Genomic DNA, 26,016 nt, shown 5'->3' on the forward strand with positions numbered 1-26,016 from the left:
AATATGTATTATAAGCTCAAAAGTTAATAAACCATAGCAAATATAAATAAGGAGGAATAAATTATGTTTTGTAACCAGTGTGAGCAGACATCAAAAGGAGAGGGATGTACTAAAGGGGGCGTATGCGGTAAAAGCTCTGAAGTAGCAGCTTTGCAGGATCTTCTGATTTATGCGGTAAGAGGATTATCTTTGTATGCTATCGAAGGATATAAAGCGAATATTAAAGATGATGAAATAAATATATTTACCTGCGAGGCGGTTTTTTCAACTTTAACAAATGTGGATTTTGACCCTGCAAGATTTCAAAAACTTATTGATCAATGTGTTGTTCTCCGCAATTCCCTTAAGGAAAAGCTTGCAAAAGCCGGGATTAATACCGCTTATGCAGAAGGCCCGGCAGTTTTTGTTCCTGAAAAAACAATCGAGGGACTTATAGCACAGGGAGAAAAAGTCGGGGCAAAAAGTGATCCTGATATTAACCCTGACATTTTGTCTCTGCAACAGATTTTAACATACGGAATAAAGGGTGTTGCAGCCTACGCCGACCATGCAAGAATATTAGGACAAAGCGATGATAAAGTATATCAATTTATTTATGAAGCTCTTGCTGCCGGATTAAATAAAAACCTGGGCGCTGATGAACTCGTAGGACTTGTTTTAAGATGTGGCGAGGCGAATCTTCTTGCAATGGAGCTTTTGGATACCGCAAATACTGGTGCTTACGGACACCCTGTTCCTACAAAAGTGCCTTTAGGAGCCAAAAAAGGAAACGCAATACTTGTTTCAGGTCATGATTTAAAGGATCTGGAAGAAATACTGAAACAAACCGAAGGCAAGGGAATAAATGTTTATACCCATGGGGAAATGCTTCCCGCCCACGGTTATCCTGGGCTTAAAAAGTATTCACATTTGTATGGACACTACGGAACGGGATGGCAAAACCAGGCAAAAGAATTTGCCGAATTTCCCGGTACAATACTTATGACAACAAACTGTATTCAAAAGCCGAAAGATGTTTATAAAGACAATATCTTTACTACCGGTCTTGTCGGCTGGCCCGGTGTAACACATATAGCTGATAAAAACTTTGCTCAGGTGATAAATAAAGCTCTTGGCATGCCCGGTTTTGAAAAAGACAATGACGGCAAAAGCGTTATGGTTGGATTTGCCCGCAATGCGGTTATGGGAGTTGCAGGACAGGTTATCGAAGCTGTTAAGGCAAAGGCGATAAGACATTTCTTTCTTGTTGCAGGCTGCGACGGAGCAAAACCGGGACGTAATTACTATACCGAGTTTGTCGAAAAAGTCCCTAAGGATTGTGTAGTCTTAACTCTTGCCTGTGGCAAGTTCCGCTTTTTTGACAAGGATCTTGGAGATATCGGCGGCATACCAAGGCTTCTTGATGTTGGGCAGTGCAATGATGCATATTCTGCCGTTCAGATTGCAGTTGCTTTATCAAAAGCCTTCGATTGCGGTGTAAACGATCTTCCGCTTTCTATGGTACTGTCCTGGTATGAGCAGAAAGCAGTTGCGATTCTGTTGACCCTGCTTTATCTTGGAATAAAAGATATCAGGCTTGGGCCAAGTCTTCCGGCTTTTATAACACCTAATATTTTAAATGTGCTGGTGGACAAATTTAATATCATGCCTATAAAAACTCCTGATGAGGATTTAAAGGCAATATTGGGATAACGATAGTAAATAAGGATTGCGGCGGGGTGTAAAACCCCCGCCCTATGTACAATTTGAAATATAACTTTTTGGAGGAATATATGAAATGTCCAGGGCAGGACAGCCGGTATTGGAAACAGGGGGCCATATTTGATGAAACCTGTCCCAAATGCGGTAGTAAAGTTGAATTTTTTAAAGATGACACAGCAAGAAAATGCGGAAACTGCGGCCACAGATTTATTAACCCTAAAATGGATTTTGGATGTGCGTCTTATTGCGAATATGCAGAACAATGCCTTGGAACACTTCCCGATGAGCTTCTTGCCAAAAAAGAAGATTTATTAAAAGACAGGGTTGCTATAGAAATGAAGCGATATTTTAAAACCGATTTTAAAAGAATTGGTCATGCTTCAAAGGTTGCCCGGTATGCCGAAAGAATCGGCAAACTTGAGAAAGGAAATCTTGCTGTAATTTTGGCAGCTGCTTATCTTCACGATATAGGAATAACCGAGGCTGAACGTAAATATAACAGTACAGCCCCAAAATATCAGGAAGAGCTTGGGCCGCCTATTGCAAGGGAAATTCTTATAAAGCTTGGTGCAAATGAGAAATTAATCGATGAGGTATGCGATATAGTAGGCCATCATCATCACCCCCGGCCTGATGATAATATTAATTATAAAGTTGTTTACGATGCTGATGTAATCGTCAATGTTGAGGACAATCATAAGGAAAAACCTGCTGATAAAGATTACATAACTAAAATAATCGAAAAATCTTTTTTGACCGAAAACGGCAAAAACATTGCACGTGAGGTCTTATTATAATAGGCATAAATGAGGATCAGTTATGAAAGTTACCCGAAAAATAATAGAAATAGATGACGAGCTTTGTGACGGCTGTGGCCAATGCGTTCCATCCTGCGCGGAAGGTGCGCTTCAGATAGTTGACGGAAAAGTAAAAGTAATATCAGACAACTTATGTGACGGACTCGGAGCCTGTCTCGGAGAATGTCCGACCGGTGCTTTAAAGGTTATAGAGCGAGATGCGGAAGAGTTTGATGAAGAGGCTGTTGAAAAACAACTTCACGAGAATAAGAAAAAAATAGCAGAAGAACCTGCTTTAGCGTGTGGTTGTCCATCTTCTACAGTTCAAATCCTGTCCTGTCCTGATGCCGGCAGTTCTTCTTCGCAAGCGCAAAATGAAGAATCTACTCTTGGCCACTGGCCAGTACAAATTAAACTGGTTCCGCCAAAAGCACCTTTTTTGAAAGGAGCGGATTTACTTGTTCTGGCAGATTGTGTGCCTGTATCTTTTCCAACCCTTCACAGGGATTTTCTAAAAGGAAAAGCGGTAATGATGGGATGCCCCAAGTTTGATGATGCTGAAGAATACATAGACAAATTTGCGCAGGTTTTCAAAGAAGCCGGAATGAAAAGTGTAACAACGGTAATCATGGAAGTTCCATGCTGTTCCGGTTTGCCAATGATAGTGAAAAAAGGAATGGATCAATCGGGTGTTAAAATACCTATGGAAAAAATCGTGATAAGCACAAAAGGAAAAATCATAAGCCGTATAAAAGAATAAATAATTGCTTTAATACGTTTACGAGTCTGTTTCCGGTGGTACCGGGACAGGAACCTTGAAAAACTGAATTCCTTCTTCTTTTAACGTTTTTTCTTCCTGATTGGTGCTGACACCTCTTATATTTCGTGGTTCTGATACACCATAATGAATTTTTAAAGCTTCCGTGGCAAAATTTGTTCCGACATTGTCAAAATTTTTTTCTACAAATTCGGAAAGCTTTTCAGTCATTTTTTCAAGTACTGCCTGTTTATCAGGTATATTCTGTCCATTTCCTGATGATTTAATGCCAAACGTAGTTGGAACTTTCATTATAGAAGTATTATTACAGACCGGGCATGCTATCAGTTTCTTTTTGTTCTGGTTGTTAAATGTCCTGATGTCTTCAAACCAGCCTTCAAAAACATGCCCTTGTTCACATTGCAAATCATATACTATCATAGATTAACCCTAAAAAAGCGTTTATTTGTTGAAGAGTCCCGCTGCTACAGTTTAAATGCATTTCTCTATAATATAATTATTATGTGGTCGAAATCAATAGTTTCATTCTCCTTACCGATCTTTTTTTGTTTCATGCCAGATAGCTGCTCTTTTTCGAAGGGCATTTTTTTTGGCAAAAGCCCATAAAGCGTTTAAACCTGCCTGGGATACTTTAATTTGTTTTTTTAAAAGAGAATCTATTTTATTGCTGTTTTCCGAAGCAATCGTGAGCCAATGTCTGACGGTATCACGTTTTACATTCAATACATCCGCCACTTCTCTAATAGGCATTCCTTTGGCTAACAGTTTAAGGGCCAGAAGAATCTGATCTTCGGATATTTTAAGGTCATAGAAAACGGAATCTGATCTGCTACAGAAAGATTTTTTGCATTCTTTGCAAATAAATTTAAAAGACATCGAGCCGTCTTTTGTCCGGTATGTTCCGTTTGAAACTATGTTGCCTTTGTTTTTCTTTCCTTTCAATGTACACACCGGATTAGGACATACCTTACCTGCTTTTTTATCAACTATTATCGGGCCATTATCAAGCGAATCAGCAACAAAGAAGTTGCCCTGATCTTTGATTGGCACATCAGCAGAACTTTCAATAATTTCAAAGTTTTCATACCGTTTAAGTAATGCATCCAGGCCTATCTCATATAAATCAGGAATAATTTCAGGAATGGGCTTGTCTTTTGTTTCGTAAGAAATTGATATTTTCTCCATTCCAAGCTTTTCACAAGACAAATTCAACTCTTGTGTACCTGCCCAGGCAGCACTTACGAATCTGTCTTTTTGATTAATCTTATTATAAAACTGTGCAGGATTTATAAAAAGCAAATGGCCGACATTCCAGCTTGCTGCAAACAAAGAATAAAGGAAAAAAACTCCTTCATTAAGGGAGGCAACAGCGCTGATTTTTTCGGCTGTAAGGTAATTTTCTATTGGTGTATGTTTTTTAAGCTCTTGATATACATTAATTTTCAAGGGCAAACATACATGATGTCCCACATAATGTCCCCAGGAGTCAAAAGCAATCAAATTCAATTCAGGAGCAGCTATAGTTGCCGCTTTGATAACATCTTTTCCCAAAGATTTCTTTGCACTATATAAATCACGATGGCATGAAAGAATAGCTTGAATGTGCTTATCTGTCGAAATTCTGACAGGTTTTATAACAATTCCGTCATCAATTTCTTTTCGGTTTTTAAATAAATCATCCAGTGAAAAGTTAATAGTTTCTGCTGATGAATAGGCAAATCTTCTTTCGCCTAAAGAATACCACAAAGGCTGGCCGGCATTCAGCGCGACGCACACCTGCATAGGAATGCCGGATGCTTCGGAAAGGTCGTGAAGATTTTCGATGCGGGCCCGGCAGTGACCCATTTCCCAATTTTGCAATTCCCTTAAGCTGATTCCAACAAGCTCTGAGAATTTCTCCTGGGTCAGCGCACGCCAACTCCGATAATCTTTAATAAGATGCCCAAGCGATTTATAAAACTTGATATTATCGGACGCAATGTTTTTTCGTAGCAAGTTGCCCATAAATACTGCATTTTGTATTTAATAATAAATAAATTGTCACTGTATGATTTTTAATCAGATCAGGTAACTTTGTCAATCAGTTATATTCTAACTATGAGGGTTGCATTATGAGACGATTGGACAATAAAATTTCTATTGTTACCGGTGCCGGTTCGGGCATTGGAAGGGCAATTACGTTAAGATTTGCCTCCGAAGGTTCAAAGGTAATGGCGGTCGATATTGACGGCAGCGAAAAAAAAGTTTCAGTAGAAGCACAAGGAGAAGTATTTCCTTTTAAATGTGATGTAAGCAGACCCGATCAGGTTTCCAATATGATAAATGAATGTCGTAAAAATTTTGGTAAACTTGATATTATATGCAATAATGCCGGAATAAACGTCGCTCCAAAACGCCTTCATGAATACAGTATTGAAGAGTGGGATAAAGTAATGAACGTTAATTTACGTGGTGCATTCTTCGTTATGAAAAATTCAATTAAACTAATGCTGGAAAGCGGCGGTGGTTCCATCATTAATACAAGTTCAATCGGCGCTTTTCGGGCAAGCCCTATGGTATCGGCTTATCTTGCCTCAAAAGGAGCAATTAATATGCTTACACGTGCAACGGCTCTCGAATATGTAAATGACGGCATCCGTGTAAACGCAGTCTGTCCGGGTGCTGTCAAAACGCCCATATTCGATGATGCTCCGCCGGGATTTTTAGAAACTCTTGTATCACAAATACCCATGGGAAGATTATGCGAACCGGACGAAGTAGCATCTCTGACACTCTTTCTTGCATCGGATGAAGCATCTCATATAACAGGAGCTACATATATTATAGATGGAGGAAGAAGCGCCGGTTGATTAACAGAAATCGGCTTTGTAGGGGCGGCTTCCAAACCCGCCCAAAGGAATCATAAACCAGAAAGCCGGATTTAAGAGTAAGGAGCATAAAATGAAATTAAAAGACAAAACTGCGATCATCACCGGTGGAGGCTCAGGTATAGGAAAAGCTATTGCGATAGCGATGGCAAAAGAAGGTGCAAATATCGTTATTACAGACCTTGTTGAAGAAAGGCTTACGGCAACAGAGCGGGATATTAAAGCATACGGGCGGGATGTACTTGCCTTAAAATCTGATGTATCCGTTATAGCAGATATAAAAAATATGGTTAATAAAACCATAGAAAGATTTTCAAAGATAGATATTCTTGTAAACAATGCCGGTGTTTATACACCGGGTCCGTTTCTTGAAAAAGACGAAGCCGCTTTTGAGCAGGTGGTGGCTATAAATCAAAAGGGAGTTTTTTTCTGTACCCAGCTTGTAGCAAGAGAAATGGTTAAAAGAAAATATGGTAAAATTATCGGGATATGCTCATCCACAGCAAGAATAGGAGTGCCGATGTATTCGGATTATGTGGGAACCAAAGGCGCTATGCTTGCTATGACACGGGCTATGGCGGCTGAACTCAGCCCTCTCGGGATAAATGTGAATGCTATCGCATGTGGCTTAACTCCTGAAACCAGCACCTTCCGAACGACCAATTTTCCTCAGGAAGACATTAACTTTATGATTAACATGACACCGATGCGCAGAACCGGCACAGTTGATGATTACACAGCGATTGCCATACTTCTGGCTTCGGATGAAGCTTCATTTATTACAGGTCAGACTATTTCTGTTGACGGCGGTGTAAGTATGCCGTGAGTTGTAATGCCCCAAAAGCGCTAAGTTAATTAATCTATAACAACTATATGAAAGTAATTTGAATTTCGAACAAGGAAACAACCCCCTTAATCCCCCTTTTTTAAGGGGGAATGAATGTCGAAGGAAGGAGAAGCATTATGACTAGCCAAAAAAAAATCAAAACATTATGCGGAATGTGTCCCTGGGCTTGCGGAATAGTTGTTTCGGTTGAAAATGAAAAGGTCGTCAAGATAGAAGGAGATACAGATCATCCCTGGAATCATGGAAAACTTTGTCCCAAAGCGGCAGGGATCATAGATTATGTATACTCCCCCGATCGCATAAAATATCCAATGAAGAAAGTTGACGGAGAATTTAAAAGAATTTCATGGGATGAAGCATTTGATATTATGGCTACTGAGTTAAACAAAATAAAGGAGAATTACGGTGCAAAATCCTGGGCGGTATTGGAAGGTATGTCATTTGTATGCCAGGGATTTACTTCAATGACCTTGCTCCAAAGATTTTGTGATGCTTACGGGAGCCCTAATTTCATAACTCCGGAAAGCATGTGCTACCTGTCACGTATTACGGCCAATATGCTTACTCTTGGTAAATTTCCTGCCGCTGATCCTGAAAACAGCAAATGCATTATTTTATGGGGGCATAATCCTGCTGAATCCAATTTTATAACCGCCGAGCAGATTATGAATGCTAAGAAGAAGGGCGCAAAACTAATTGTGATTGATCCCCGCAAGACTTCTTTCGCAAAAAAAGCTGACATCCATGCTCAAATAAGACCCGGTACTGATTGTGCTTTAGCGCTTTCTATGTTAAATGTAATCATTTCAGATAATTTATATGATACACAGTTTGTTGAAAAATGGACAACCGGTTTTGATGAATTAGCTGAGCATATAAAAGCTTATCCTCCGGGAAAAACCGAACAAATAACTTTGGTTCCCGAAAAGATCATTAGAAGCATGGCACATCTTTTTGCAGCCAATAAACCTGCTTGTATTGTAGAAGGAATTAATACGCTACAGCAGGTTCCAACAGGATTTCAAAGCCAGAGAGCAATACTGATCCTGCAATCAATTACTGCAAATATTGATATTACCGGAGGCCTGCTCGCTGTTGATCTTGGCGGACCTGAGATTCCTTCTGTTGCAAATTGTTCACCGCTTAGATTAGCAGACACTCCCAAGGAGCCATCTATGGGACAGGAGCAATTTCCGATTCTGGTTCAGGGCGGCTGGACGGCACAGGGAATGTTGTTGCCGGATATGATATTAACCGGTAAACCTTATCCCATTAAAGGTCTTGCAGTAGTAGGGTCAAACCCGCTTTTAACCTGGCCGAATACCAACAAGATGAGAAGCGCTTTGGAAAAACTGGATTTTTTAGCTGTTATACTGACAACAATGAATGAAACAGCCGAGCTGGCAGATCTTATTCTGCCTGAAGCAAGCTTTTTGGAAAGAAGTGAAATCTGGGAAATTCTCTCAATCTCCTTTGCAAAACCGTTTATAAATTTGCGCAATAAAGCAATTGATTTTTATGAGAGTATGCCTAATCCGGAAATCTGGATCAAACTGGCTAAACGTATGGGATATGAAAAGTACTTCCCATGGAAAGATATGAATGAATTGCTTGAATACAGCTACGGGCCCACGGAGCTGGATCTTAAAGCATTATTCGGCAAAACCAATTGCATACCCTTTGGAGAAATAAAGTATAAACAGTATGAGAAAGAAGGGTTTAAAACGCCTTCGGGTAAGATTGAAATAGTTTCTTCCGTTATGAAACAACTCGGGTTGGAACCTTTGCCGGTTTACAATGAACCGACAGAATCTCCTTTCGGTTCTCCCGAGCTTGCAAAAGAATACCCGGTAATTCTTACTACAGGATCCAGAACACTCCAATATACGCACTCATCTTTCAGGGAGATTGAAAAATTTAAGAAAAAAATGCCCGAACCTAATGGAGAAATTCACCCGGAAACCGCAAAGCTTTATGGTATCAACGATGGTGAGTTGATGATAGTAGAAACTAAAAGGGGTAAAATTGAGATCAAGGCAAAAACTACGGAAGATATTCTTCCGAACACTTTAAGTATTCCTCATGGCTGGGCCAAACATAATGTGAATGCACTTACGGATGAAAAATCCGTAGATCCTGTTACCGGTTACCCGGCTCTTAAAGCACTGCTTTGTAAAATCAGCCCCAAAAAAGAATAAATGCCGTAAATTTATATGCATGATGGCTTCTAAAAAAGCCATTATTTTGTAAAAACAGGAGGAATCAGGAATGAGTAAAAATAGTATTGGTAAAGAAGAAAAAGATTGTGTTTCTGTTAGTTCACCCCCGCCCGGACTTACGGGAATGATATATTCTGCTAAAACAGGCGAAAAATCTAAAAAACCGGTTTCTTCCAAGACAGATCCGATACTGCCTGTTAAAGAACCTGATAATTGGGATGACGAAGCTGATCTGGTAGTTGTCGGTGGAGGCGGAGCCGGACTGGCTGCTGCTCTTCGTGCGGCGCAAAAAGGTGCTTCGGTAATTCTGGTTGAAATGGGAGCTGAAACCGGCGGTGCCACCCAGCATGCCACAGGAGCAATATGTTTTGGAAGCAAAGCCCAAAAGCGCATTAAAGGATTAGAGCTACCGCCTTTGGAAGCTATTTATGGTATGGCTCTGGCCGGTTCCAATTATTCAATAAATCCTCATTTGCTTCGCACCATATTATATAAGGGCGCTGAAACCATGGATTGGATAGAGGATCTTGGAATTGAATGGGAAGTAATGACTCTTTGGAATGTGCCCAATTGTCATGTACCTAAAGGAACGTTGGATAAACATTGGCTAATGGCGCAAAAAGACGTAACCAACTTGCTTGAAAAGCTGGGCAGGGAAAAGGGTGTAAAATACCTGCTGAAAACGCATGCTTGTGCTCTGGTGAAAAAAGATAACCGGATTGTAGGACTTAAAGTAAGAAGAGGCAAAGAATATATGTATCTGAAAGCCAAAAAAGGCGTTATTCTTGCCGCAGGCGGTTTGTCCAACAACCGTGAATTGCTTAAAATCTATATTCCTCAAGCTTACATAGGCTGTGGGGCATCCATGGATATGCCGTCTGCAATGGGTGGTGTATTCCGTATGGGGCTTGGTGCAGGTGCGGATATTGCCGGGGTAAACTCCATTTCAATTTTTGACGGAGGAATACCTTACTTTGAAAAAACAGGCTCTTTTTACCGCTATCTTTACTCAGGAGATGTGCAGTTATCAAGACAGCCATGGCTTTTTATAAATAAATGCTGTGAAAGATTTATTAATGAAGACCCAGCTTCCCTGCAATTAGGTTTTATCAGTAAGGGGTCAGCCGTAATGTCCCAGCCCGGTGGTCGCGCTTATGTGATCTTTGACAGTGATTATGAAAAAAATATAAATATTTTTAAAGGAGACTTTTGTGAACATCCGCTTACGCCGGATCTTCCAGGAATGGATAAATGGAATGAAAGCATATGTCCGAAAGACTGGCGAATAGCCGTAAAAAAAGCTATTGATCTGGAAATAATAAAAACAGACCCGTCCATAGAAGGGCTTGCACAAAAGCTGGAACTCGACCCGGCCAGGTTTGAAGAAAGAGTCGTTAGCTACAATAAGATGTGTGAAGCAGGTGTTGATCATGAATTCGGAAAAAAAACCGAATTTCTTATTCCGATTAAGAATCCCCCGTTTTATGGCATAAAGGTAGGTTCAAATATAGGAGCCAGTCAATGTGGCCTGCGGGTTAATGAACATTTTCAGGTGTTGGATATAAATTGCGCAGTGATACCAGGGCTATATGCCGCTTTCCATTCTGCAGGAGGAGCAATAGGCGAAAATATGATGGGTGGATCGGTACTTGCCGATTGTCATCTGGCTTATACATCCGGATATGTTGCCGGTGAACAGGCATCCACCAAAGATTAAAAAAATATTTAGCCTCCGGGCGCATGGACCGGAGGCTAAATGTAAAAGTAAACAGATTTTTTTTTATTGGGGTATATGAACACATATCCAGTTGAAAAGTTTGCCAAAATAATGTTATGATACCGGTAATAAATATTTGGTTATGAAACTTTGTTCACACCATAAAAACGTTTTTTTCAGCTTTCATCAAATTTATTCCTCCAAATCTTCAAATAGCTCTTGATACTTTTTTTCCCTTGACGTAAATTAATACCTGGTGTATGAAGAACGAACGCTTGTTCGCTTTTTATATGCTGCAAAACCCGGATCTTCTGTAGATATGGTCGCCTTTAACCGGTTCCTTTGGCAGATCATGGTATTTAGGGTTTTTTTAAGATTTAGTCATCCTAATTGTGTTTTTATAAAGGTGACCATTTTTTCTGTTTTCTAATACAACATTGAATTAATATTAACAAAAGGAGGAGTAGCAATTATGTTTGAAAATTTATGTAAGCCCATTACAATTGGAAATCATGTAGTAAAAAACAGAATGAAATATGCCGCAACGGTTGATAATTTCTGTGATACTAAAAATGGTAATGTTATTGATCGTGAAATAGAATACCTAAGAGAAAGAGCCAAGGGCGGTTTTGGTATCGTCGTTTCTCAGGGTGGATATACCCATATTCTGGGTAAAGGCTATGTAGGCCAGATGGGCCTGGTAGAAGAAAGCCATCTTGCCGGCCTTAAGGTGTTGGCCGATGCAATTAATGCTGAAGGTGCTATGTCAATAGGACAGATTATGCATACCGGTAGATATGGTCATGCCCATGAATATGGCATCCATGAAGCAATCGCCGGAGGCAAGACAGTCGGTCCCGAGCCTGTCGGACCAACAGCAATGTCAAGCCCGATAAAACGTTATTCGCCTTGCCGTGAGATGACTAATGAAGAAATTGAAGAGCAGATTCAAGCTCATATCGTTGCTGCCAGAATGTTTAAGCAAACCGGATGGCACGGTGTTGAAGTATGTGCAATAGTTGGATATCTTATTGCTGATTTCTTGAGCAGATGGACAAATAAAAGAACTGATAAGTGGGGCGGATCACTGGAAAACAGGGCAAGATTCCTCATTGAGATTTTAAAAGGAATCAGAGCCGAAGTTGGAGATGATTATCCGCTTGTTATGAGGCTCAACGCCACAGACCTTATCGAAGGCGGAAATACCAATGAAGAATATATAGAAATTGCCAAAATGTGCGAAGCTGCTGTAAGAATCGACCTCTTCAGTATTACTGTAGGCTGGCATGAATCCCCGGGTGCAGCAATTACTGCTGAAAAAAGACCTGGTGACTGGCTGCATCTTGCAGATGAATGGAAAAAAGCCAAAATTAAATCGCCTATTTGTATGGCTTATCGTATGAATCAACCCGATGTAGCTGAAAAAGCCGTAGCAGATGGAAGAATAGATATTTGGGAAATGTGCCGTCCCGGTATTGCCGATCCTTATCTTCCCAAAAAAGTTATCGAAGGACGTCCTGAAGATATTAATACCTGTACCGCATGTAACCAGGGCTGCTTTTACTACGTATTCATTGATGCCGTTATGGGTTGTATGATAAATCCAAGAGTAGGAAACGAATGGGATCCTGCATACGCTATTAATCCTGTTGCAAAGAAAAAGAAAGTACTTATTGTTGGTGCCGGTCCTTCCGGTATGGAATGTGCTCGACTTGCCGCAATCAGAGGCCATGATGTAACAATAGTAGAAAAAAGCGATTCTATTGGTGGAGAAGTAAAATTGGGTGTAAAATCACCTCTGCTTTATGATTGGGCTGAAACAATTCGTTATTACAAAGCACAGATTGAGAAACTTGGAATCAAGTTAAAACTTAATACCGAAGCTACAGCAGATTCCATTAAGGCAGAAGCTCCGGAAGTTCTTGTAATTGCTACAGGCGGCAAACCTTCCAGACCTAAAATAGACGGAATCGACAATAAAATAGTTACAAACGTATTTGACGTTCTTGAAGGAAAAGTTAAATTAGGTGATAAGGTCGTATTTATAGGTGGCAATGAAATATCTATTCAAACGGCAGAATATGTTGCTGAGCAGGGTAAAGAAGTTACTGTTCTGGAAAAAGGTAAGCACATTTGTTTTGATGTTAACATCTTCAATATTCTTCAACACAGAAGGCTTATGGCCAAACTTAATATGAAGAGTATGACCAATGTCACAGTTAATGAAATTACCGACGACGGTGTTGAAATTTCTACAGCAGGCGGAAAAGATGTAAGTATTGAAGCTGACACTGTAGTTGTAGCCGAAGGCATGGATTCAGAAGATACACTTGCAAAAGCCGTTGGTACAACAATAGCCCCGGAAGTATACACCATTGGCGATTGTGCTGGAGTACGTAAACTTTATGAAGCAATTCATGACGGCTATAAAATGGGTGTAAAGATTTAATTACGCCATGTGTATTGAAGCTGCCTTTATGATACATGGCCAACGTTTTAATATCAGGTCATTTAAACAGCTTCTTATATTCAATCATGTTATATATTATCTCCTTTCCGGCCGTATATACGTATAAGACCGGGAAGGAGAATTCTATTTTAAAAGGAGGATTGAAATGACTCTTAAAAATGTATTCAGTCCAATAAATATAAACGGCATCGAGATACAAAACAGAGTTCGGATGTCTCCGATGGCGCTTGGTTATGCGGAAGACGGGCGATCAACTAAACGTTTTGCCCAGTTTTTTGAAGAAAGAGCCAAAGGCGGTGTCGGTATTATAGATTGGGCATTATGGCCATACAGAACTGAACATGGTTATTTCCCATGGACCCATGATGATAAATTTATCCCCGGCCTTGCGATGACAGTTGATGCCGTCCATAAACACGGTACCAAAATTGTCGGGCAGTTCGGAACAGGGTATGGTTGGGCTTTTGGTGATGGTCCTGTAGAAATAATAGGCCCTTCAGGAGTAAATCTTCTTGGCAGACCCAGCACACCGTTTAGGGTTGGTACTCCGACAAATGCGAAAAGACTTCTTGAAAGACCTTTAACCATCCAGGAAATCCAAATAATTATTGAAACATACGGACAATGCGCAAAGAGACTGAGAACGGCCGGTTTTGACGGTGTTGAGCTGATGCTTGGCGCAGGTTATACGCTTGCCCGCTTTATTTCAACCGAAACAAACAAGAGAACCGATGAGTATGGCGGAGATCTTGATGGCAGAATGAGAATTATTCGTGAAATCATTGAAAGCATAAAAAATCACGCAGGCAGTGATTTTCCGATCTTAGCAAAAATCTCGGGAGCCCAGTTTACTAAACACGGCTATACCCTGGAAGAATGCGCAACCGAAATCGTTCCCAGACTTGTAGGCATGGGAATTTGCGCAGTAGATGTTGTTGTAGGTTGGCATGAAGCTCCTGTCGGAATGCTCAGCAATTCGGTAAGACCAGGACAGTATTTATATCTTGGTGAAGCTGTAAAGAAAAATGTTAAGATACCTGTAATCTGCGGAGACAGAACCAATGATTTAAGAGATGCGGACAAAGCAATAGGTGAAGGCAAGATCGATATTATGACATTAGGCCGCCAGTTGCTTTCCGATCCTGCAACATGCAATAAAGCAAAAGAAGGCCGTTTTGAAGATATCCGTCCGTGTATGTGCTGTGCATGGTGTCTTGAAACTGTTGATACTCCGTGCATTTGCAGCGTAAATCCCAGATTAGGCATTGAATATCAGTACAGTGAAGAACCGCCTAAAGCAAAAAAGGCTAAAAAGATTCTTATAGTAGGTGGTGGACCTGGCGGTATGGAAGCTGCCCTTGTTGCCAAACAAAGAGGCCATGATGTTACGTTGATGGAAAAACAGGATAAGGTTGGCGGTATGCTCGCAGTAGCCGCTGTTGCACCGCATAAAGAAGACACTCAATATCTTGTTGATTATTATCGTACACAAATCGCAAAAAGCGGCATAGAACTTAAAACAGGCAAGGCAGCGACTTTAAGCGATGTATTTGAAATGAATCCTGATGAAGTTATTATCTCAACCGGGACAAAACCTTTTATACCAAAAGTTCCGGGCATGGCAAAATCTAACGTAATATTAGGTACTGACGTGCTCATGGGTAAAAAAGAAGTCGGAGATATGACGGTTATTATCGGCGGTGGTATGGTTGGATGCGAAGTTGCAGAATTTCTGCTTCAAAAGGGTAAGAAAATGGTTATGCTGGAAATGCTTCCGCGTGTTGCCAGTGATGTGCCCCGCGCATTGAGATTTGATTTGATGATGCGATTGAAAAAAGCAAAACTTCAGATGGAAACCGATCTTATGGTTACCCGAATCACGGAATATGGAGTGTGGGGAGAACGGACAACTTTTCAATACGGACCAAATGAAGCATTTTTTGAAGGCGATACAATAGTAGTTGCTGCCGGTTATAAATCGGAACATGCCCTTGCAAAAGAGCTTGAAGGAAAAGTTTCAGTACATAGAATCGGCGATTCCAATAAACCCGGAAGAGTAAAAGATGCTATAATGGACGGCTATATGACAGCCCTAAAGATATAGCCTATATTTATAAGCACTTGTAACACATAAACCGCAAAAGCAAGAGCTAACCCTGCATTCGTATGCAGGGTTAGCAATCTAAAACCACTCATAAGCCGGATCTTATATATAATGGCCGATTTTGCATAACTTTAATAAAGGTATTAAAGAACTTCATATTCTTTCTGATAAATAATACTAATCGTGCAAAATTACACATTATGTAAAGGTCTCAAGTTGTTATAGTTGAAGATTCCTTGCTGTTTGCAGCAAGGAATCTTCAATTCTATTCCGGAAATACAAAAAAAATTATTTCAAAATAAAGTATTACTTGATTTTTATTAAAAGTCCTGCTTTGAGCAAGATAGCATAACAGATTTTTCTTTTTGATTTTAAAACGAGACCATAAAAAGCGTTAAAATTTGCTCAAGCTTAAACAGAGCAATAATTTTAACCGCAAAAAATACATGTTGTATTGCAATATGAGCCCTAATCGGTCAAAAGGTCTCAAAGAGATTTTTATTGAGGAGGTAATGTTAATATGTCCCATAAGCATAATATAATTGTTTGCCAGGGTACAGGTTGTATATCCGGAGGATCTGAAGTAATTCTTTCTTCATTGCAGGAAGAAGTTGAAAAACAAAATTTAGGAGATACCGTTTTAGTTAAACAAACCGGATGCCATGGTTTTTGCCAGAGAGGCCCTCTTGTAGTTATTGAACCTGAGGGGACTTTTTACTCTCATGTGACCACTGAAGATACTGCTGAAATTGCTCAATCACTTACAGACGGTGGCAAACCTGTTGAACGCCTTTTTTACCGTGACCCTGTTACCGATGAAGTATTGCCTAATTATAATGATATACCTTTTTACAACAAACAACAGCGTACACTACTGAAAAACTGCGGGCATATAGATCCTGAAAATATTGATGACTATTTAGCCGCAGACGGTTATGAGGCACTGAAAAAAGTTCTAACTACCATGACACCGGAGCAGGTTATAGATGAGGTCAAACGTTCAGGGCTTCGCGGTCTTGGCGGTGCCGGTTTTCCTGCTGGACGCAAATGGGAAGCCTGTTATAAAGCACAAGGGGATACAAAATACGTTATATGCAATGCCGATGAAGGTGATCCAGGAGCTTTTCAGGATCGTTCGGTTATTGAAGGAACACCGCATTCACTTCTTGAAGGAATGGTGATCGCCGGATATGCTATTGGCGCTAAAGTAGGCTATATATATGTAAGGGCTGAATATCCTCTTGCCGTTAAACGTTTAAGAACTGCTATTTCAAAGGCAAAGAGAAAGAAATTCCTCGGCAAAAAAATATTGGGGACCGATTTTAATTTCACCATTGAAGTTTTTCAGGGAGCCGGTGCTTTTGTATGCGGAGAATCTACGGCTTTGGTGCTTTCCATAGAAGGAAAACGAGGAATGCCTAAAGCATCTCCCCGTCCCCGTACTACTGAAGTCGGCCTATGGGATAAACCTACTTTGCTGAATAATGTTAAAACATTGGCTTATATTCCCCAGATAATTCATAACGGAGCCGATTGGTTTTCAAGCATGGGCACCGAAAAAAGCAAGGGTACAGTAATACTTGCTCTTACCGGTAAAGTAGTAAACAACGGCTTGATTGAAGTTCCTATGGGAATTACGCTTAGGGAAATTATATTCGGAATCGGTGGGGGAATACCAGATGGCAAAAAATTTAAGGCGGTTCAGACCGGTGGCCCTTCAGGTGGCTGCCTTCCCGAACATCTGCTCGATCTTCCCGTTGATTTCGATTCGCTAAATGATGCCGGATCAATAATGGGCTCCGGTGGTATCGTAGTTATGGATGAAGAAACCTGCATGGTTGATGTTGCACGATATTTTCTTGATTTCACACAAAGAGAATCTTGCGGGCAGTGCATACCATGCAGGCTTGGAACTAAGCAGATGTTTGATATATTAAATGATATATCAAAGGGCAAAGGCCAGCCGGAAGACATAGATATGCTGCTTGAAATCGGTGAAGCGGTTGCAAAGACATCTCTTTGCGCTTTAGGAAAAACCGCTCCGAACCCGGTTATTACAACACTTCGTTTTTTCAGACATGAATACGAAGCGCATATCAATGAAAAACGGTGTCCTGCCGGTGTTTGCCATATGCCTGAATCATAATTTGATTTTGATATAATACTGTTAACGAAAAAGCGCTTCTGATTATTAAAAACAGGAGCGCTTTTTTTTATTATAAAACACTATGTAATGCTGATGGTCTCGTAAAAAGCTTATAAAGTCTTGTTGGCTTTGACATACATTTGATTGTGTGCTATTTTGTGTGAAAATATGTGTTAAAGGAGGGAGCTATGGCGACAAATCTGGCTATAGATCAGAAATTGCTGGAAAAAGCATTGGAGGTCAGTGGTTTAAAAACCAAAAAGGAAACTGTCAATTTGGCGTTACAGGAATTTATAAACAAGCATAAGCAACAAGAAATTCTGGATCTTTTTGGAAAAATGGACCCCGACCCCGATTATGATTATAAAAAAGGAAGAACTCGGTGAAAGTTTTGGTTGATACTCCTATCTGGTCTTATGCATTACGAAGCCGAAAAAAGGAATACCAATATGAAGTAGAGAAGTTTGAATCTCTTATCAAGGATCAAAGGGTCCTGATTATTGGACCAATTCGCCAAGAGATTCTTTCCGGCTATAGTAACTTAGAGAAATTTGAAAAACTAAAAGAATATTTATCGTTCTTTGAGAATTCCTCTATTCAAGATTCCGATTATGAATCCGCAGCCGAAATGAATAATCAATGCAGAAAAAAAGGAATTCATGGTTCTCACATTGATTTCCTCATATGTGCAGTTGCAAACAGGCTGGATGTTCCAATTTTTACTACTGACAAAGACTTTTCCCGATACAAAAAAGTGCTACCGATAAAATTATTTGATCCTAAACCAACCCTATTATAGATTAATAATAAAGCGGGCGGAAGGAGAAAATTATTAAAATCTTTATGAACTGTACAGTTCTTGTTTCTTTTCATATTCTTTCAATATCTTTGTACGTAACAGCCGAACTCTTAAACCTTTATGCCGCAGGAATTTAAGCAAACAATGAAAACCACTACAAAACAAAAAATAATCAAATCGAGTGTTGGATTAGTGTTATCTATGTTGCTGTTTTTTTCATCCGGCTTAAGGCTTCCTGTTTTAGATACCACTACCGATACTTATTTCAGTGAAGCAATAAGCAAAGCTGGGATAGCCTATGCTACATGCAGGGTGATCAATGCTTCCGTTTCGATTATAAAGGATTCAAGCTTGCAGTTGGAACCTGCCGGAGTGGGAGTATCTTTGGCTGTGGGGCAGGCATTGGACCCGATTGATGATATGACCGAGCGTTTATCCGATGTGCTTGTGACGGCAATTACTTCATTAGGGGTACAGAAACTTGCATATGAAATCGGCGTATCGGTTGCGCCGCCTATCCTTTCCGTATTTCTGTTTGTTTTGTCCATATTGATATGGTTTGAAAATGAAAAATTAAGTTCTTTGCAGAAAACCCTGATCAGGTTTATGTTAATCATTGTTGTTGCCCGCTTTTGTCTTCCGGCATCGTCTTTAGCAAATGAATATCTTCAATCGCATTATTTTGCCGAGCAAATATCGGAAGCAAATCAAAAGCTGTCAGCCGGTTCATCCGAACTTGATAGAATAAAAGATTTCTCACTTCCAAAGATTGACGGTGTTTTGGGAACTATAGAAAACAGTGCATTGTTTCTTAAGATAAAATCAACGGAACTAAAAAATGCTCTTATAGCAACTGTTGCAAATGCCGGAGATATAATCGATAATCTTTTAAGGCTTACATTTCTGTATGTAGGAATTTTTCTTATTCAGGTTATTATTTTGCCATTGCTCTCATTCTGGTTTCTTATAAAAACTGCAAATGCTCTTTTTCATACAAATATGCCGGTAATACTGCATCATTTGCAGCCATCAAAGAATGAAAAGCCTCAGGAATTAACCCAATAAAAATTTAGTTGGTGATATATCGGAAGGGGTGTTTACAATACAACGCATTGACACACCGATATATTTTTAGACAGGATTAACAGGATGGACAGGATGTTTTACCTGCCGCCCGGAAGTCGGACAGGCAATAAGCCATTGCCTGCGGCAAGAGGGATAACCTATTGGAGCAAGAAATTCTAACACACAAAGTCTTACCATGTTTATAACAAACTGAGGATTTGATTTAAGAAAATACTAGGAATTTCCGGAAGCCCAAGAAAAGATGAAACATCAGGCGTTTATAAATTGGTAAAAACCGTTCTTGAAAACACGGGTATAGAATATGAGCTTATATCTCTTAGAGGCAAAAAGATCGGAGGGTGTACAGCTTTATTGAAACAGTTACAAAAGTGAGCGGTCAGGGAGCTGCAGCTTGTTATTCCTGCGGATATGGGGAAACATGCGGCGTAGGAATTCCAGTTATGGTATACGGAAAAGGTGTAAAAATTACACCTGAAAACATTCCGGATGTAACAAAGCAACCGGAAGTTATGGCAAGCGCAGTGGATGCCGGCAGACTTCTGGGCAAACGGCTGACAACCGGGTATGACCGTAAAATAGTAACTCAGGATATGCAACAGGCATTGATGGATATATTGAAAAGTACTACTTAATGTTTAACGCTATCGTTAAGGCTTAAGAGATTTAATATATGGAAAGTCGCGAAAAAAAACCTGGAAAAATATTTGCGGTGGGAGATATTCACGGCTGTTACGAAAAACTTGTAACTTTAATGAACAGGCTGCCGTTTGATCTTCATTCTGATACGCTGATATTTCTTGGTGATTTTATTAACCGTGGATCTCAGTCAAGAGAAGTAATAGAATATCTTCTTGATCTTAAAAAGAAATGTAAAAACATAGTTTTCTTGAAGGGCAACCATGAGCATGCGCTTTTACAATATGCCCAAACGAAAGATCAGGAATATCTTAGGTTGCTACGTTCAATGGATGTAGAACCGACGCTTAAAAGCTATTTTGATGCAAAATTTCAATCACTTTCCGATCTTGGCTTTTTGCCACCGGCACATCTTGATTTCTTGAACGGACTACTTACATACTATAAAACTGATGATTATCTTTTTATTCATGCAGGAGTTATACCTGGTGAAAACCCGGATGAATGTTCTTTAGACCGGCTGCTTTCAGTTAGGGATACATTTTTAAAAGGTGAACGCCAAACTGAGCAGACTGTAGTATTCGGTCACACCACTTTTGAAATGCCTTTTGTTGCACCGGGTATGATAGGAATAGATACGGGAGCGGTTTATGGAAATATGCTAACAGCGGTTTTACTTCCTGAACTTCGTTTCTTTCATGCCTAAACTTTTCTGCCATCATCCTGTTTAAGAGGCAGTCCTTCAAGACTGTAATTTCCATCAAGGAATGCTTTAGCCAAAGTCATGGGAGCTTCATCATTATACATCATTGCATCCATAAGGCGGCAAAACCCTAAAAGCCGCCCAAGCATTACAAGCCTTTCTTCTGTTGAACTCAAAGACATTTCCGCAATTGTGCCTGTCACAAGATCTCCCGTGCAATCTGTGAAAAAATCGTATGTGTTCAGGATTTTTTCTATTAGTTTTGTTCGCCGTTCTCTTTGTATAAGCGCTGTTCCACCACCCTTGAAACGGAAACGTATGTAGTTGTCTTTGGAATTTCTGCCGCATACGGTGTCGATAAGACTAAAATGAAAATCTATACGTGCATTAAGGTTTAAGTAGTCTTTAGCTATAATAGCATAACTGTTATTTCCGACAGGTCTTGGACTGCCTGCATCTGTGATGGTTCTGCCAAAAAGCCCTTGAAGACTTGCAGCAGGCGGTGGTGCGTTCCAGCGAAGCCCTGGTGTTGTTGCTCCATTCCACAAGGCAAGCAGTGGTGTGGAAAGAATATCGGAAATATTGATTTCCATCTTTTGAAGATCCGGTGCAAGTCCGCCACCCATATCTATTATCAGAAAATGAAAGTTGATATTTCCTTCCAGCCGGTGAATGTAAAAGCCAGCCTGCTCAGTTATTTCATCTCCTGCTTCAAACATTGAAAGAACCGCCATTTCATGGATATAGCGGATAAGATCGTGAAGGGAACGGCATTCCATAATTGAAAAAGCCGGCCCATATGCATCCGTAAGGTTAAGATGAACTATCAGATTTCGCAGTCGCTCTGATTCGGAAAATTTTGCAGAACTTTTATCTTGCAAAGCTTTTTGGGATGAAATAACAGGTCTGTTTTCCCGGAGGTTCTGTAAAGCTTCCCGGGGAGCTAAGAAGATTATGCCCTGGTCGGCATCCATAGTAATCCATTGATCATTATGAAGAATATGAGTAGCCTTTTCGGTTCGTGTCAGCATTGGAACTCCATATTCCCTGGCGACATTTGAAAGATGATCTGCAGGGTTGCCTTTGTCAACTATGATACCGCTTATATTTTTCATGAACTTTGCAACTTCAACAAGGCTCTGGTGAAGTACGGCAATTATCGGCCCGTTTTCAAGTTTATTAATATCTAAAGAGGAGTTTATTATGATAACTTTTCCGATAGTTCTCCCGGATGAAGATAAAGCTCCTCCCTGTAAAAGAACATTACCCTGCGGTATTTCCTTAGTTCCCGGTTTTTTACCCGCAAACTGAAACGGACGTGATTGAAGAATATAAAGTCTCCCTTCTTCATTTATGGCCCATTCGATATCCTGAGGTTTACCTGTCAGGCTTTCAATCATTATTCCTAAACCGGTAAGGCTGTAAATTTCTTTTGCAGATAGTAAAGGTAGTTTTCTTTGCTCAGGTAGAACTTCTTCCCTGTGTATACCGCCTTCAGGGGAACAAACGTCCTTGAATGACTTATCGGCAATTTCGGCAGGTATTTCAATTTCTTTACCCGAACGCAAAGGATGATAAATATCTGCCGGTGCTTCTCCTCCTACAGCAAGGGTTCCTAAGCCTGCAACAGCGCTTAAAAGCATTCTGTCACTTTTTGGAGAAGCAGGATCGACAGTAAAAAGAACTCCGGCGGTTGTGGCCTTAACAATGATCTGGCAAAGAACCGCCATATTAAAATCTGAAATCGGGATGCCGGCATGCAATCTGTATATAATACTTCTTGTATTAAAATTACTTGCAAGGACTTCTTTAAAGGCATCTATCATATTATCAAAAGAAATTACATTAAGAACCGTTTTGAATTGTCCGGCAAAAGAGTGTGAAATCTGATCTTCCGCACTGGCGCTGCTTCTTACAGATATTGGCAATTTATCAGATCCGACAAGCTGGTCATATGAAGTTTTTAATGCATCCTCCAATTCGCCTGTCAGTTTTCCTGATAAAATCATTTTTTTAATATTTCCTGTAATCTCTTCAAGATCATTAAGAAAACGTTCATCGGTTTCAATCTTGTTCAGGCTCTGCCTTATAGGGATTTCAATGTCATTTGTACGAAGAAAATATTTAAACGCATCTATAGTAATAACAAATCCGTTTGGCACAGGCATGTTAATCTTTATTAAATCCGAAAGAGCACCAGCTTTACCTCCAGCCATCTTTTTTGTTTCAGGTGTGATTTCATCGAAAAAAAGGCAATAAGGTCCATAGCCGGATTCATGTGATACTTCGGGAAGCGCGTTATGGATAAATTCTCTTAACCTCTCATGTAATTCGTAGAGTTTTAAATACTTATTATAACTAAGACGATTCAGGCCATCAACAAGCTCATAGCTTATCCCCAGAAGTTCTTCCGCCTGATCGATTATGTCCCGCAGAGAAGGATTATTCATCTTCAGTTTTAGATCTATCCCGCTTAATATTTTAAGAGCTCTTTCGTTATTTATAAGAAGAATGCGAAATGTATGGTAACGTACCTTAAGGTTTCGGATTATTTCCTCTGCCCTTTTCAACTTGATATTCTTGCGTTTTTCCCAGTATTTTCTAACTACTTTGAACATGCCTGATCCTGTTCTTTAATTCTGTTTGCCAAGAAAATGTTTTTAGACCTTTTAGTAAAAAGCCTTATAAAGTCTTCAACATCTTTTTCGGATTCCATTTTGACATCAAGCTGGCGGCTAAAAGCAGTTAATTCACCAAGGCTTTTCAATGCCAGTTCCATATATTTTCGGTCTATGATTTTAAGCTTTCCTATTACAAGATCCGTTGTTACGGTTACTTTAAAATCCATGTTTTCCAGAATAGAAGTTATAAACTTTGCTCTTCGTATACGCCTGTCCATATAGGCAAAACCGCCTACAAAACGATAATATATGAAATTTTTATTTGGATTTTCCGAAAGGTAAGCATTGATGACATTGAAATGATAGCCTAAGCGCAGTGTAAGATTAATATAATTTTGGGCAATTATAGCAAGGTTCTGCCCGGCATATTCCGGTGGCGTGTTCAGGGCTGTATATGTTTTGTCCATCCCGGAAAGTATTTCGCGCAGACCGATCGAGCCTGGTTGCTGATCAAACATTTCATTTGAAGCCAAACCCTTCAAAAAAGCCTTAAAAGGCAGGGATGATATGTCATCAGTATTGAGTTCTTTTGCGGCCAAATTTACTACCCCGTTTCCTATATCAAGTACCCGGATATCTATCGGAATATTTAATTTAAGACGCCTGGTTTCAATTCCGCGAAGCTCTTTATGCCTTGTCTGGATATTGAGTAACTCCTCAACTGCCATTTCATGAGAAAAATGTATGATGTCGTGAAATGTTTGGCAATTGGTAGAATTGAAATCAGGAGAATCGGGATCGGTTAAGTTGAGAGGAATAATCCAGCGGAGTAATTGCCTTAAAGTTATATACTCAGGGTCAGTAGGGTAAAGCTCCATGCCGGATGAACCATAACGGACAAGAGGTTCGATAATGCCATGATAAACTTTGCACTCGCCTGCATCCAAGGTAACAATCATTCCTTCCTTTAAGAGCTCCAGGGCCCCGCTGGCTCCGACAATTGAAGGCACATGAACTTCTCTTGCTATAGAAGCCAAATGTCCCACAGATGAACCTGTTTCGGTTATCAGTCCTGCGGCTCGCCGGAGAATCGGACTAAGATTCGGGCTTGCTTTGTCTGCCACAGCTATTGCACCCAGCGGGAATACTTTATAACTGTAATCCTGAGCAACATGTACCAGTCTGCCTGTGGCTACTCCCATTTGTGCAGTTTCTCCACCAGCAAGCAATACAGTGGCTTTTTCAAGTTGTTTGTTCAAGTCATCAATTGAATCATTTTCGGAGATATCATCATATAAAAGGGATGAAAGAGGTTTTACTTGTGTAATAACTATTTGGCCTGACATTTTTTGTGACCAGAAGACTTTCTGTGGTTTTCCTAATGCGCGCTCGACAGCCATAGCTGTTTCGACAATGGATATTATATTATCTTTACGAAGCAAAGAAGATCCGCGACGATGACCACTGTCCATAATCGAAAGGCTGTGTTTATCGTCCGGCAGCCTCTTAGTTGCTTCTTTCTGTAGTATTTTCGATTCAACAGGTTCAAACGGATAAAATCTCTGAACACTAAAAAATTCTTCTTTTTCCTTTACTTCGTTGCTTTCGTGAAAGCTATTATTTATGTTAACAGCAACGCCTGCAGCCTGCAAAGGCGAATGTGCCGGATCTAATGTCAAGACAGTTCCGGAGATTTTGGATTGTATCATTTCATAAACAGCTACAGCTATTGAAATTTCTTTTTCAGAAATTTGCTGTAAAAGACTTTCCGCTTCTTTTACTATATACCTGGCTATGCATTGTTTAAATGCATTTAAGATATCAGAAGGTGCTACATCGAATATATCTATAAATTGATTACTTGCTTCCTGTTCGACTTTATCAATTCTGACTGCAAGTAAAGTGTTTTTTCCTATCCGGTCAGATAGTTTTATAACTTCATCCAGTATTGCCTGTTCAAGTTCTTTGGGGATATCGGAATTATTTACTATATCAGTTAAAAGGGCATTTTCGTTCTGCAATTTATCTGCTGAAAGTGAGTCTGCAATTTCTTTAATTTTATGATCAAGATTGTTATTTTGTAAAAAGGAGCGAATGCCTGTTGTTGTGATTACGAAACCATCCGGTGCTTGCAGCCCTAAGTGCTGGCCGAATTCAGCAAGGCTTGCGCTGAAAAACCCTGTAAGCGGCCACATTTCAAGGCGAATTGACGGATAGGGCAGGGTAAGTCTGCCGGAATAAGGGCCTAATCCCCCGGATAGAATGTCCTCAAGGTAAGTCTTTATAATCTGAAACCGGTCAAATAGGTCTGAATACCTGTTCTCTGTGAGTGTATTAAGACTGTATATAACCTGATATACAAGCTGGTTTGCTTCACTTACCGAGCTTTCCAGGAAGGCTTTGTCAAATATATATTCTCCTCCCAAAGCGCGTTCCATTACTGCCATTTTTTCAAGCAGTTTTGTGTTCATATCGAGAATGATCTGGAATTTAGAAAATAATGACCTGATCATCTCAGGGTTTTG

At 40.0% G+C, this 26,016-nt stretch carries 18 protein-coding genes and 1 pseudogene; 15 read left to right on the forward strand and 4 right to left on the reverse strand.

Annotated elements, in window-relative coordinates:
• Window positions 1-63 precede the first annotated feature (63 nt).
• The 3 genes from hcp (at window position 64) to KKC46_05200 (ending at window position 3,258) form a co-directional block, all read left to right on the forward strand.
• The gene (hcp, locus tag KKC46_05190) at window positions 64-1,692 is read left to right on the forward strand and encodes a hydroxylamine reductase (protein ID MBU1053210.1); all 1,629 of its coding nucleotides are present in this window, start codon (window positions 64-66) and stop codon (window positions 1,690-1,692) included.
• 80 nt (window positions 1,693-1,772) lie between these two features.
• Window positions 1,773-2,498, forward strand: coding sequence for an HD domain-containing protein (locus KKC46_05195; protein ID MBU1053211.1), 726 nt, complete (start codon window positions 1,773-1,775; stop codon window positions 2,496-2,498).
• A gap of 22 nt (window positions 2,499-2,520) precedes the next feature.
• A complete protein-coding gene (locus KKC46_05200) occupies window positions 2,521-3,258 on the forward strand; it encodes a 4Fe-4S binding protein (GenBank protein MBU1053212.1) in 738 nt (245 codons plus the stop codon).
• An 18-nt stretch (window positions 3,259-3,276) separates the two neighbouring features.
• On the opposite strand, the gene KKC46_05205 is transcribed toward KKC46_05200, so the two are convergent.
• Window positions 3,277-3,696 carry a DUF1178 family protein gene (locus KKC46_05205; protein MBU1053213.1) on the reverse strand — a complete coding sequence of 140 codons (420 nt, stop codon included), beginning with the start codon at window positions 3,694-3,696 and terminating at the stop codon, window positions 3,277-3,279.
• 111 nt (window positions 3,697-3,807) lie between these two features.
• A complete protein-coding gene (locus tag KKC46_05210; protein MBU1053214.1) occupies window positions 3,808-5,280 on the reverse strand; it encodes a helix-turn-helix domain-containing protein in 1,473 nt (490 codons plus the stop codon).
• A gap of 107 nt (window positions 5,281-5,387) precedes the next feature.
• On the opposite strand from KKC46_05210, the gene KKC46_05215 reads away from it, so the two are divergent.
• From KKC46_05215 to KKC46_05270, 12 genes and pseudogenes are all read left to right on the forward strand, one after another.
• Entirely contained in the window at window positions 5,388-6,125 is a 738-nt protein-coding gene (locus KKC46_05215; protein MBU1053215.1) for an SDR family oxidoreductase, read from the forward strand.
• Window positions 6,126-6,216: 91 nt separating this feature from the next.
• On the forward strand, window positions 6,217-6,969 hold the full coding sequence (locus KKC46_05220; GenBank protein ID MBU1053216.1) for a glucose 1-dehydrogenase: 753 nt from the start codon (window positions 6,217-6,219) through the stop codon (window positions 6,967-6,969).
• A gap of 137 nt (window positions 6,970-7,106) precedes the next feature.
• Window positions 7,107-9,188, forward strand: coding sequence for a molybdopterin-dependent oxidoreductase (locus KKC46_05225; protein MBU1053217.1), 2,082 nt, complete (start codon window positions 7,107-7,109; stop codon window positions 9,186-9,188).
• Between the two features lie 70 nt (window positions 9,189-9,258).
• On the forward strand, window positions 9,259-10,926 hold the full coding sequence (locus KKC46_05230) for an FAD-dependent oxidoreductase (GenBank protein MBU1053218.1): 1,668 nt from the start codon (window positions 9,259-9,261) through the stop codon (window positions 10,924-10,926).
• A gap of 436 nt (window positions 10,927-11,362) precedes the next feature.
• Complete coding sequence (locus KKC46_05235; protein ID MBU1053219.1) at window positions 11,363-13,375, forward strand: 2-naphthoyl-CoA reductase; 2,013 nt, start codon at window positions 11,363-11,365, stop codon at window positions 13,373-13,375.
• A 166-nt stretch (window positions 13,376-13,541) separates the two neighbouring features.
• The gene (locus KKC46_05240) at window positions 13,542-15,500 is read left to right on the forward strand and encodes a dihydro-2-naphthoyl-CoA reductase (protein MBU1053220.1); all 1,959 of its coding nucleotides are present in this window, start codon (window positions 13,542-13,544) and stop codon (window positions 15,498-15,500) included.
• Between the two features lie 520 nt (window positions 15,501-16,020).
• Window positions 16,021-17,646 (forward strand): NAD(P)H-dependent oxidoreductase subunit E, encoded by a 1,626-nt coding sequence (locus KKC46_05245; GenBank protein MBU1053221.1) that lies wholly within the window; start codon window positions 16,021-16,023, stop codon window positions 17,644-17,646.
• Window positions 17,647-17,834: 188 nt separating this feature from the next.
• Window positions 17,835-18,032: a type II toxin-antitoxin system VapB family antitoxin gene (locus KKC46_05250; protein MBU1053222.1), complete on the forward strand. Its 198-nt coding sequence runs from the start codon at window positions 17,835-17,837 to the stop codon at window positions 18,030-18,032.
• A complete protein-coding gene (locus tag KKC46_05255; GenBank protein ID MBU1053223.1) occupies window positions 18,029-18,445 on the forward strand; it encodes a PIN domain-containing protein in 417 nt (138 codons plus the stop codon). The genes KKC46_05250 and KKC46_05255 overlap by 4 nt, the downstream gene beginning before the upstream one ends.
• Window positions 18,446-18,589: 144 nt before the next feature.
• Window positions 18,590-19,510 carry a hypothetical protein gene (locus KKC46_05260; protein ID MBU1053224.1) on the forward strand — a complete coding sequence of 307 codons (921 nt, stop codon included), beginning with the start codon at window positions 18,590-18,592 and terminating at the stop codon, window positions 19,508-19,510.
• A 231-nt stretch (window positions 19,511-19,741) separates the two neighbouring features.
• Window positions 19,742-20,163, forward strand: a pseudogene (locus KKC46_05265) (hypothetical protein).
• 38 nt (window positions 20,164-20,201) lie between these two features.
• The gene (locus KKC46_05270; GenBank protein MBU1053225.1) at window positions 20,202-20,873 is read left to right on the forward strand and encodes a serine/threonine protein phosphatase; all 672 of its coding nucleotides are present in this window, start codon (window positions 20,202-20,204) and stop codon (window positions 20,871-20,873) included.
• Here the strand turns inward: KKC46_05270 and KKC46_05275 are convergent.
• Both KKC46_05275 and KKC46_05280 read right to left on the reverse strand, forming a co-directional pair.
• Complete coding sequence (locus tag KKC46_05275) at window positions 20,870-23,488, reverse strand: pyruvate, phosphate dikinase (GenBank protein MBU1053226.1); 2,619 nt, start codon at window positions 23,486-23,488, stop codon at window positions 20,870-20,872. The two genes, KKC46_05270 and KKC46_05275, sit on opposite strands and share 4 nt — an antisense overlap.
• Entirely contained in the window at window positions 23,476-26,004 is a 2,529-nt protein-coding gene (locus KKC46_05280) for a hypothetical protein (GenBank protein ID MBU1053227.1), read from the reverse strand. The genes KKC46_05275 and KKC46_05280 overlap by 13 nt, the downstream gene beginning before the upstream one ends.
• Between the last annotated feature and the right edge of the window lie 12 nt (window positions 26,005-26,016).

It is taken from the genome of Pseudomonadota bacterium (assembly GCA_018817425.1).
Classification (GTDB): domain Bacteria; phylum Desulfobacterota; class Desulfobacteria; order Desulfobacterales; family RPRI01; genus RPRI01.

Excerpts from the sequence above, each read along its gene's own strand:
- KKC46_05195 (MBU1053211.1), top strand. The coding sequence starts at position 1,773 with ATGAAATGTCCAGGGCAGGACAGCCGGTATTGGAAACAGGGGGCCATA.
- KKC46_05205 (MBU1053213.1), bottom strand. The coding sequence starts at position 3,696 with ATGATAGTATATGATTTGCAATGTGAACAAGGGCATGTTTTTGAAGGC.
- KKC46_05260 (MBU1053224.1), top strand. The coding sequence starts at position 18,590 with ATGAAAACCACTACAAAACAAAAAATAATCAAATCGAGTGTTGGATTA.
- KKC46_05240 (MBU1053220.1), top strand. The coding sequence starts at position 13,542 with ATGACTCTTAAAAATGTATTCAGTCCAATAAATATAAACGGCATCGAG.
- KKC46_05220 (MBU1053216.1), top strand. The coding sequence starts at position 6,217 with ATGAAATTAAAAGACAAAACTGCGATCATCACCGGTGGAGGCTCAGGT.
- KKC46_05270 (MBU1053225.1), top strand. The coding sequence starts at position 20,202 with ATGGAAAGTCGCGAAAAAAAACCTGGAAAAATATTTGCGGTGGGAGAT.
- KKC46_05210 (MBU1053214.1), bottom strand. The coding sequence starts at position 5,280 with ATGGGCAACTTGCTACGAAAAAACATTGCGTCCGATAATATCAAGTTT.
- KKC46_05200 (MBU1053212.1), top strand. The coding sequence starts at position 2,521 with ATGAAAGTTACCCGAAAAATAATAGAAATAGATGACGAGCTTTGTGAC.
- KKC46_05245 (MBU1053221.1), top strand. The coding sequence starts at position 16,021 with ATGTCCCATAAGCATAATATAATTGTTTGCCAGGGTACAGGTTGTATA.
- KKC46_05230 (MBU1053218.1), top strand. The coding sequence starts at position 9,259 with ATGAGTAAAAATAGTATTGGTAAAGAAGAAAAAGATTGTGTTTCTGTT.
- KKC46_05250 (MBU1053222.1), top strand. The coding sequence starts at position 17,835 with ATGGCGACAAATCTGGCTATAGATCAGAAATTGCTGGAAAAAGCATTG.
- KKC46_05215 (MBU1053215.1), top strand. The coding sequence starts at position 5,388 with ATGAGACGATTGGACAATAAAATTTCTATTGTTACCGGTGCCGGTTCG.
- hcp (MBU1053210.1), top strand. The coding sequence starts at position 64 with ATGTTTTGTAACCAGTGTGAGCAGACATCAAAAGGAGAGGGATGTACT.
- KKC46_05280 (MBU1053227.1), bottom strand. The coding sequence starts at position 26,004 with ATGATCAGGTCATTATTTTCTAAATTCCAGATCATTCTCGATATGAAC.
- KKC46_05275 (MBU1053226.1), bottom strand. The coding sequence starts at position 23,488 with ATGTTCAAAGTAGTTAGAAAATACTGGGAAAAACGCAAGAATATCAAG.
- KKC46_05225 (MBU1053217.1), top strand. The coding sequence starts at position 7,107 with ATGACTAGCCAAAAAAAAATCAAAACATTATGCGGAATGTGTCCCTGG.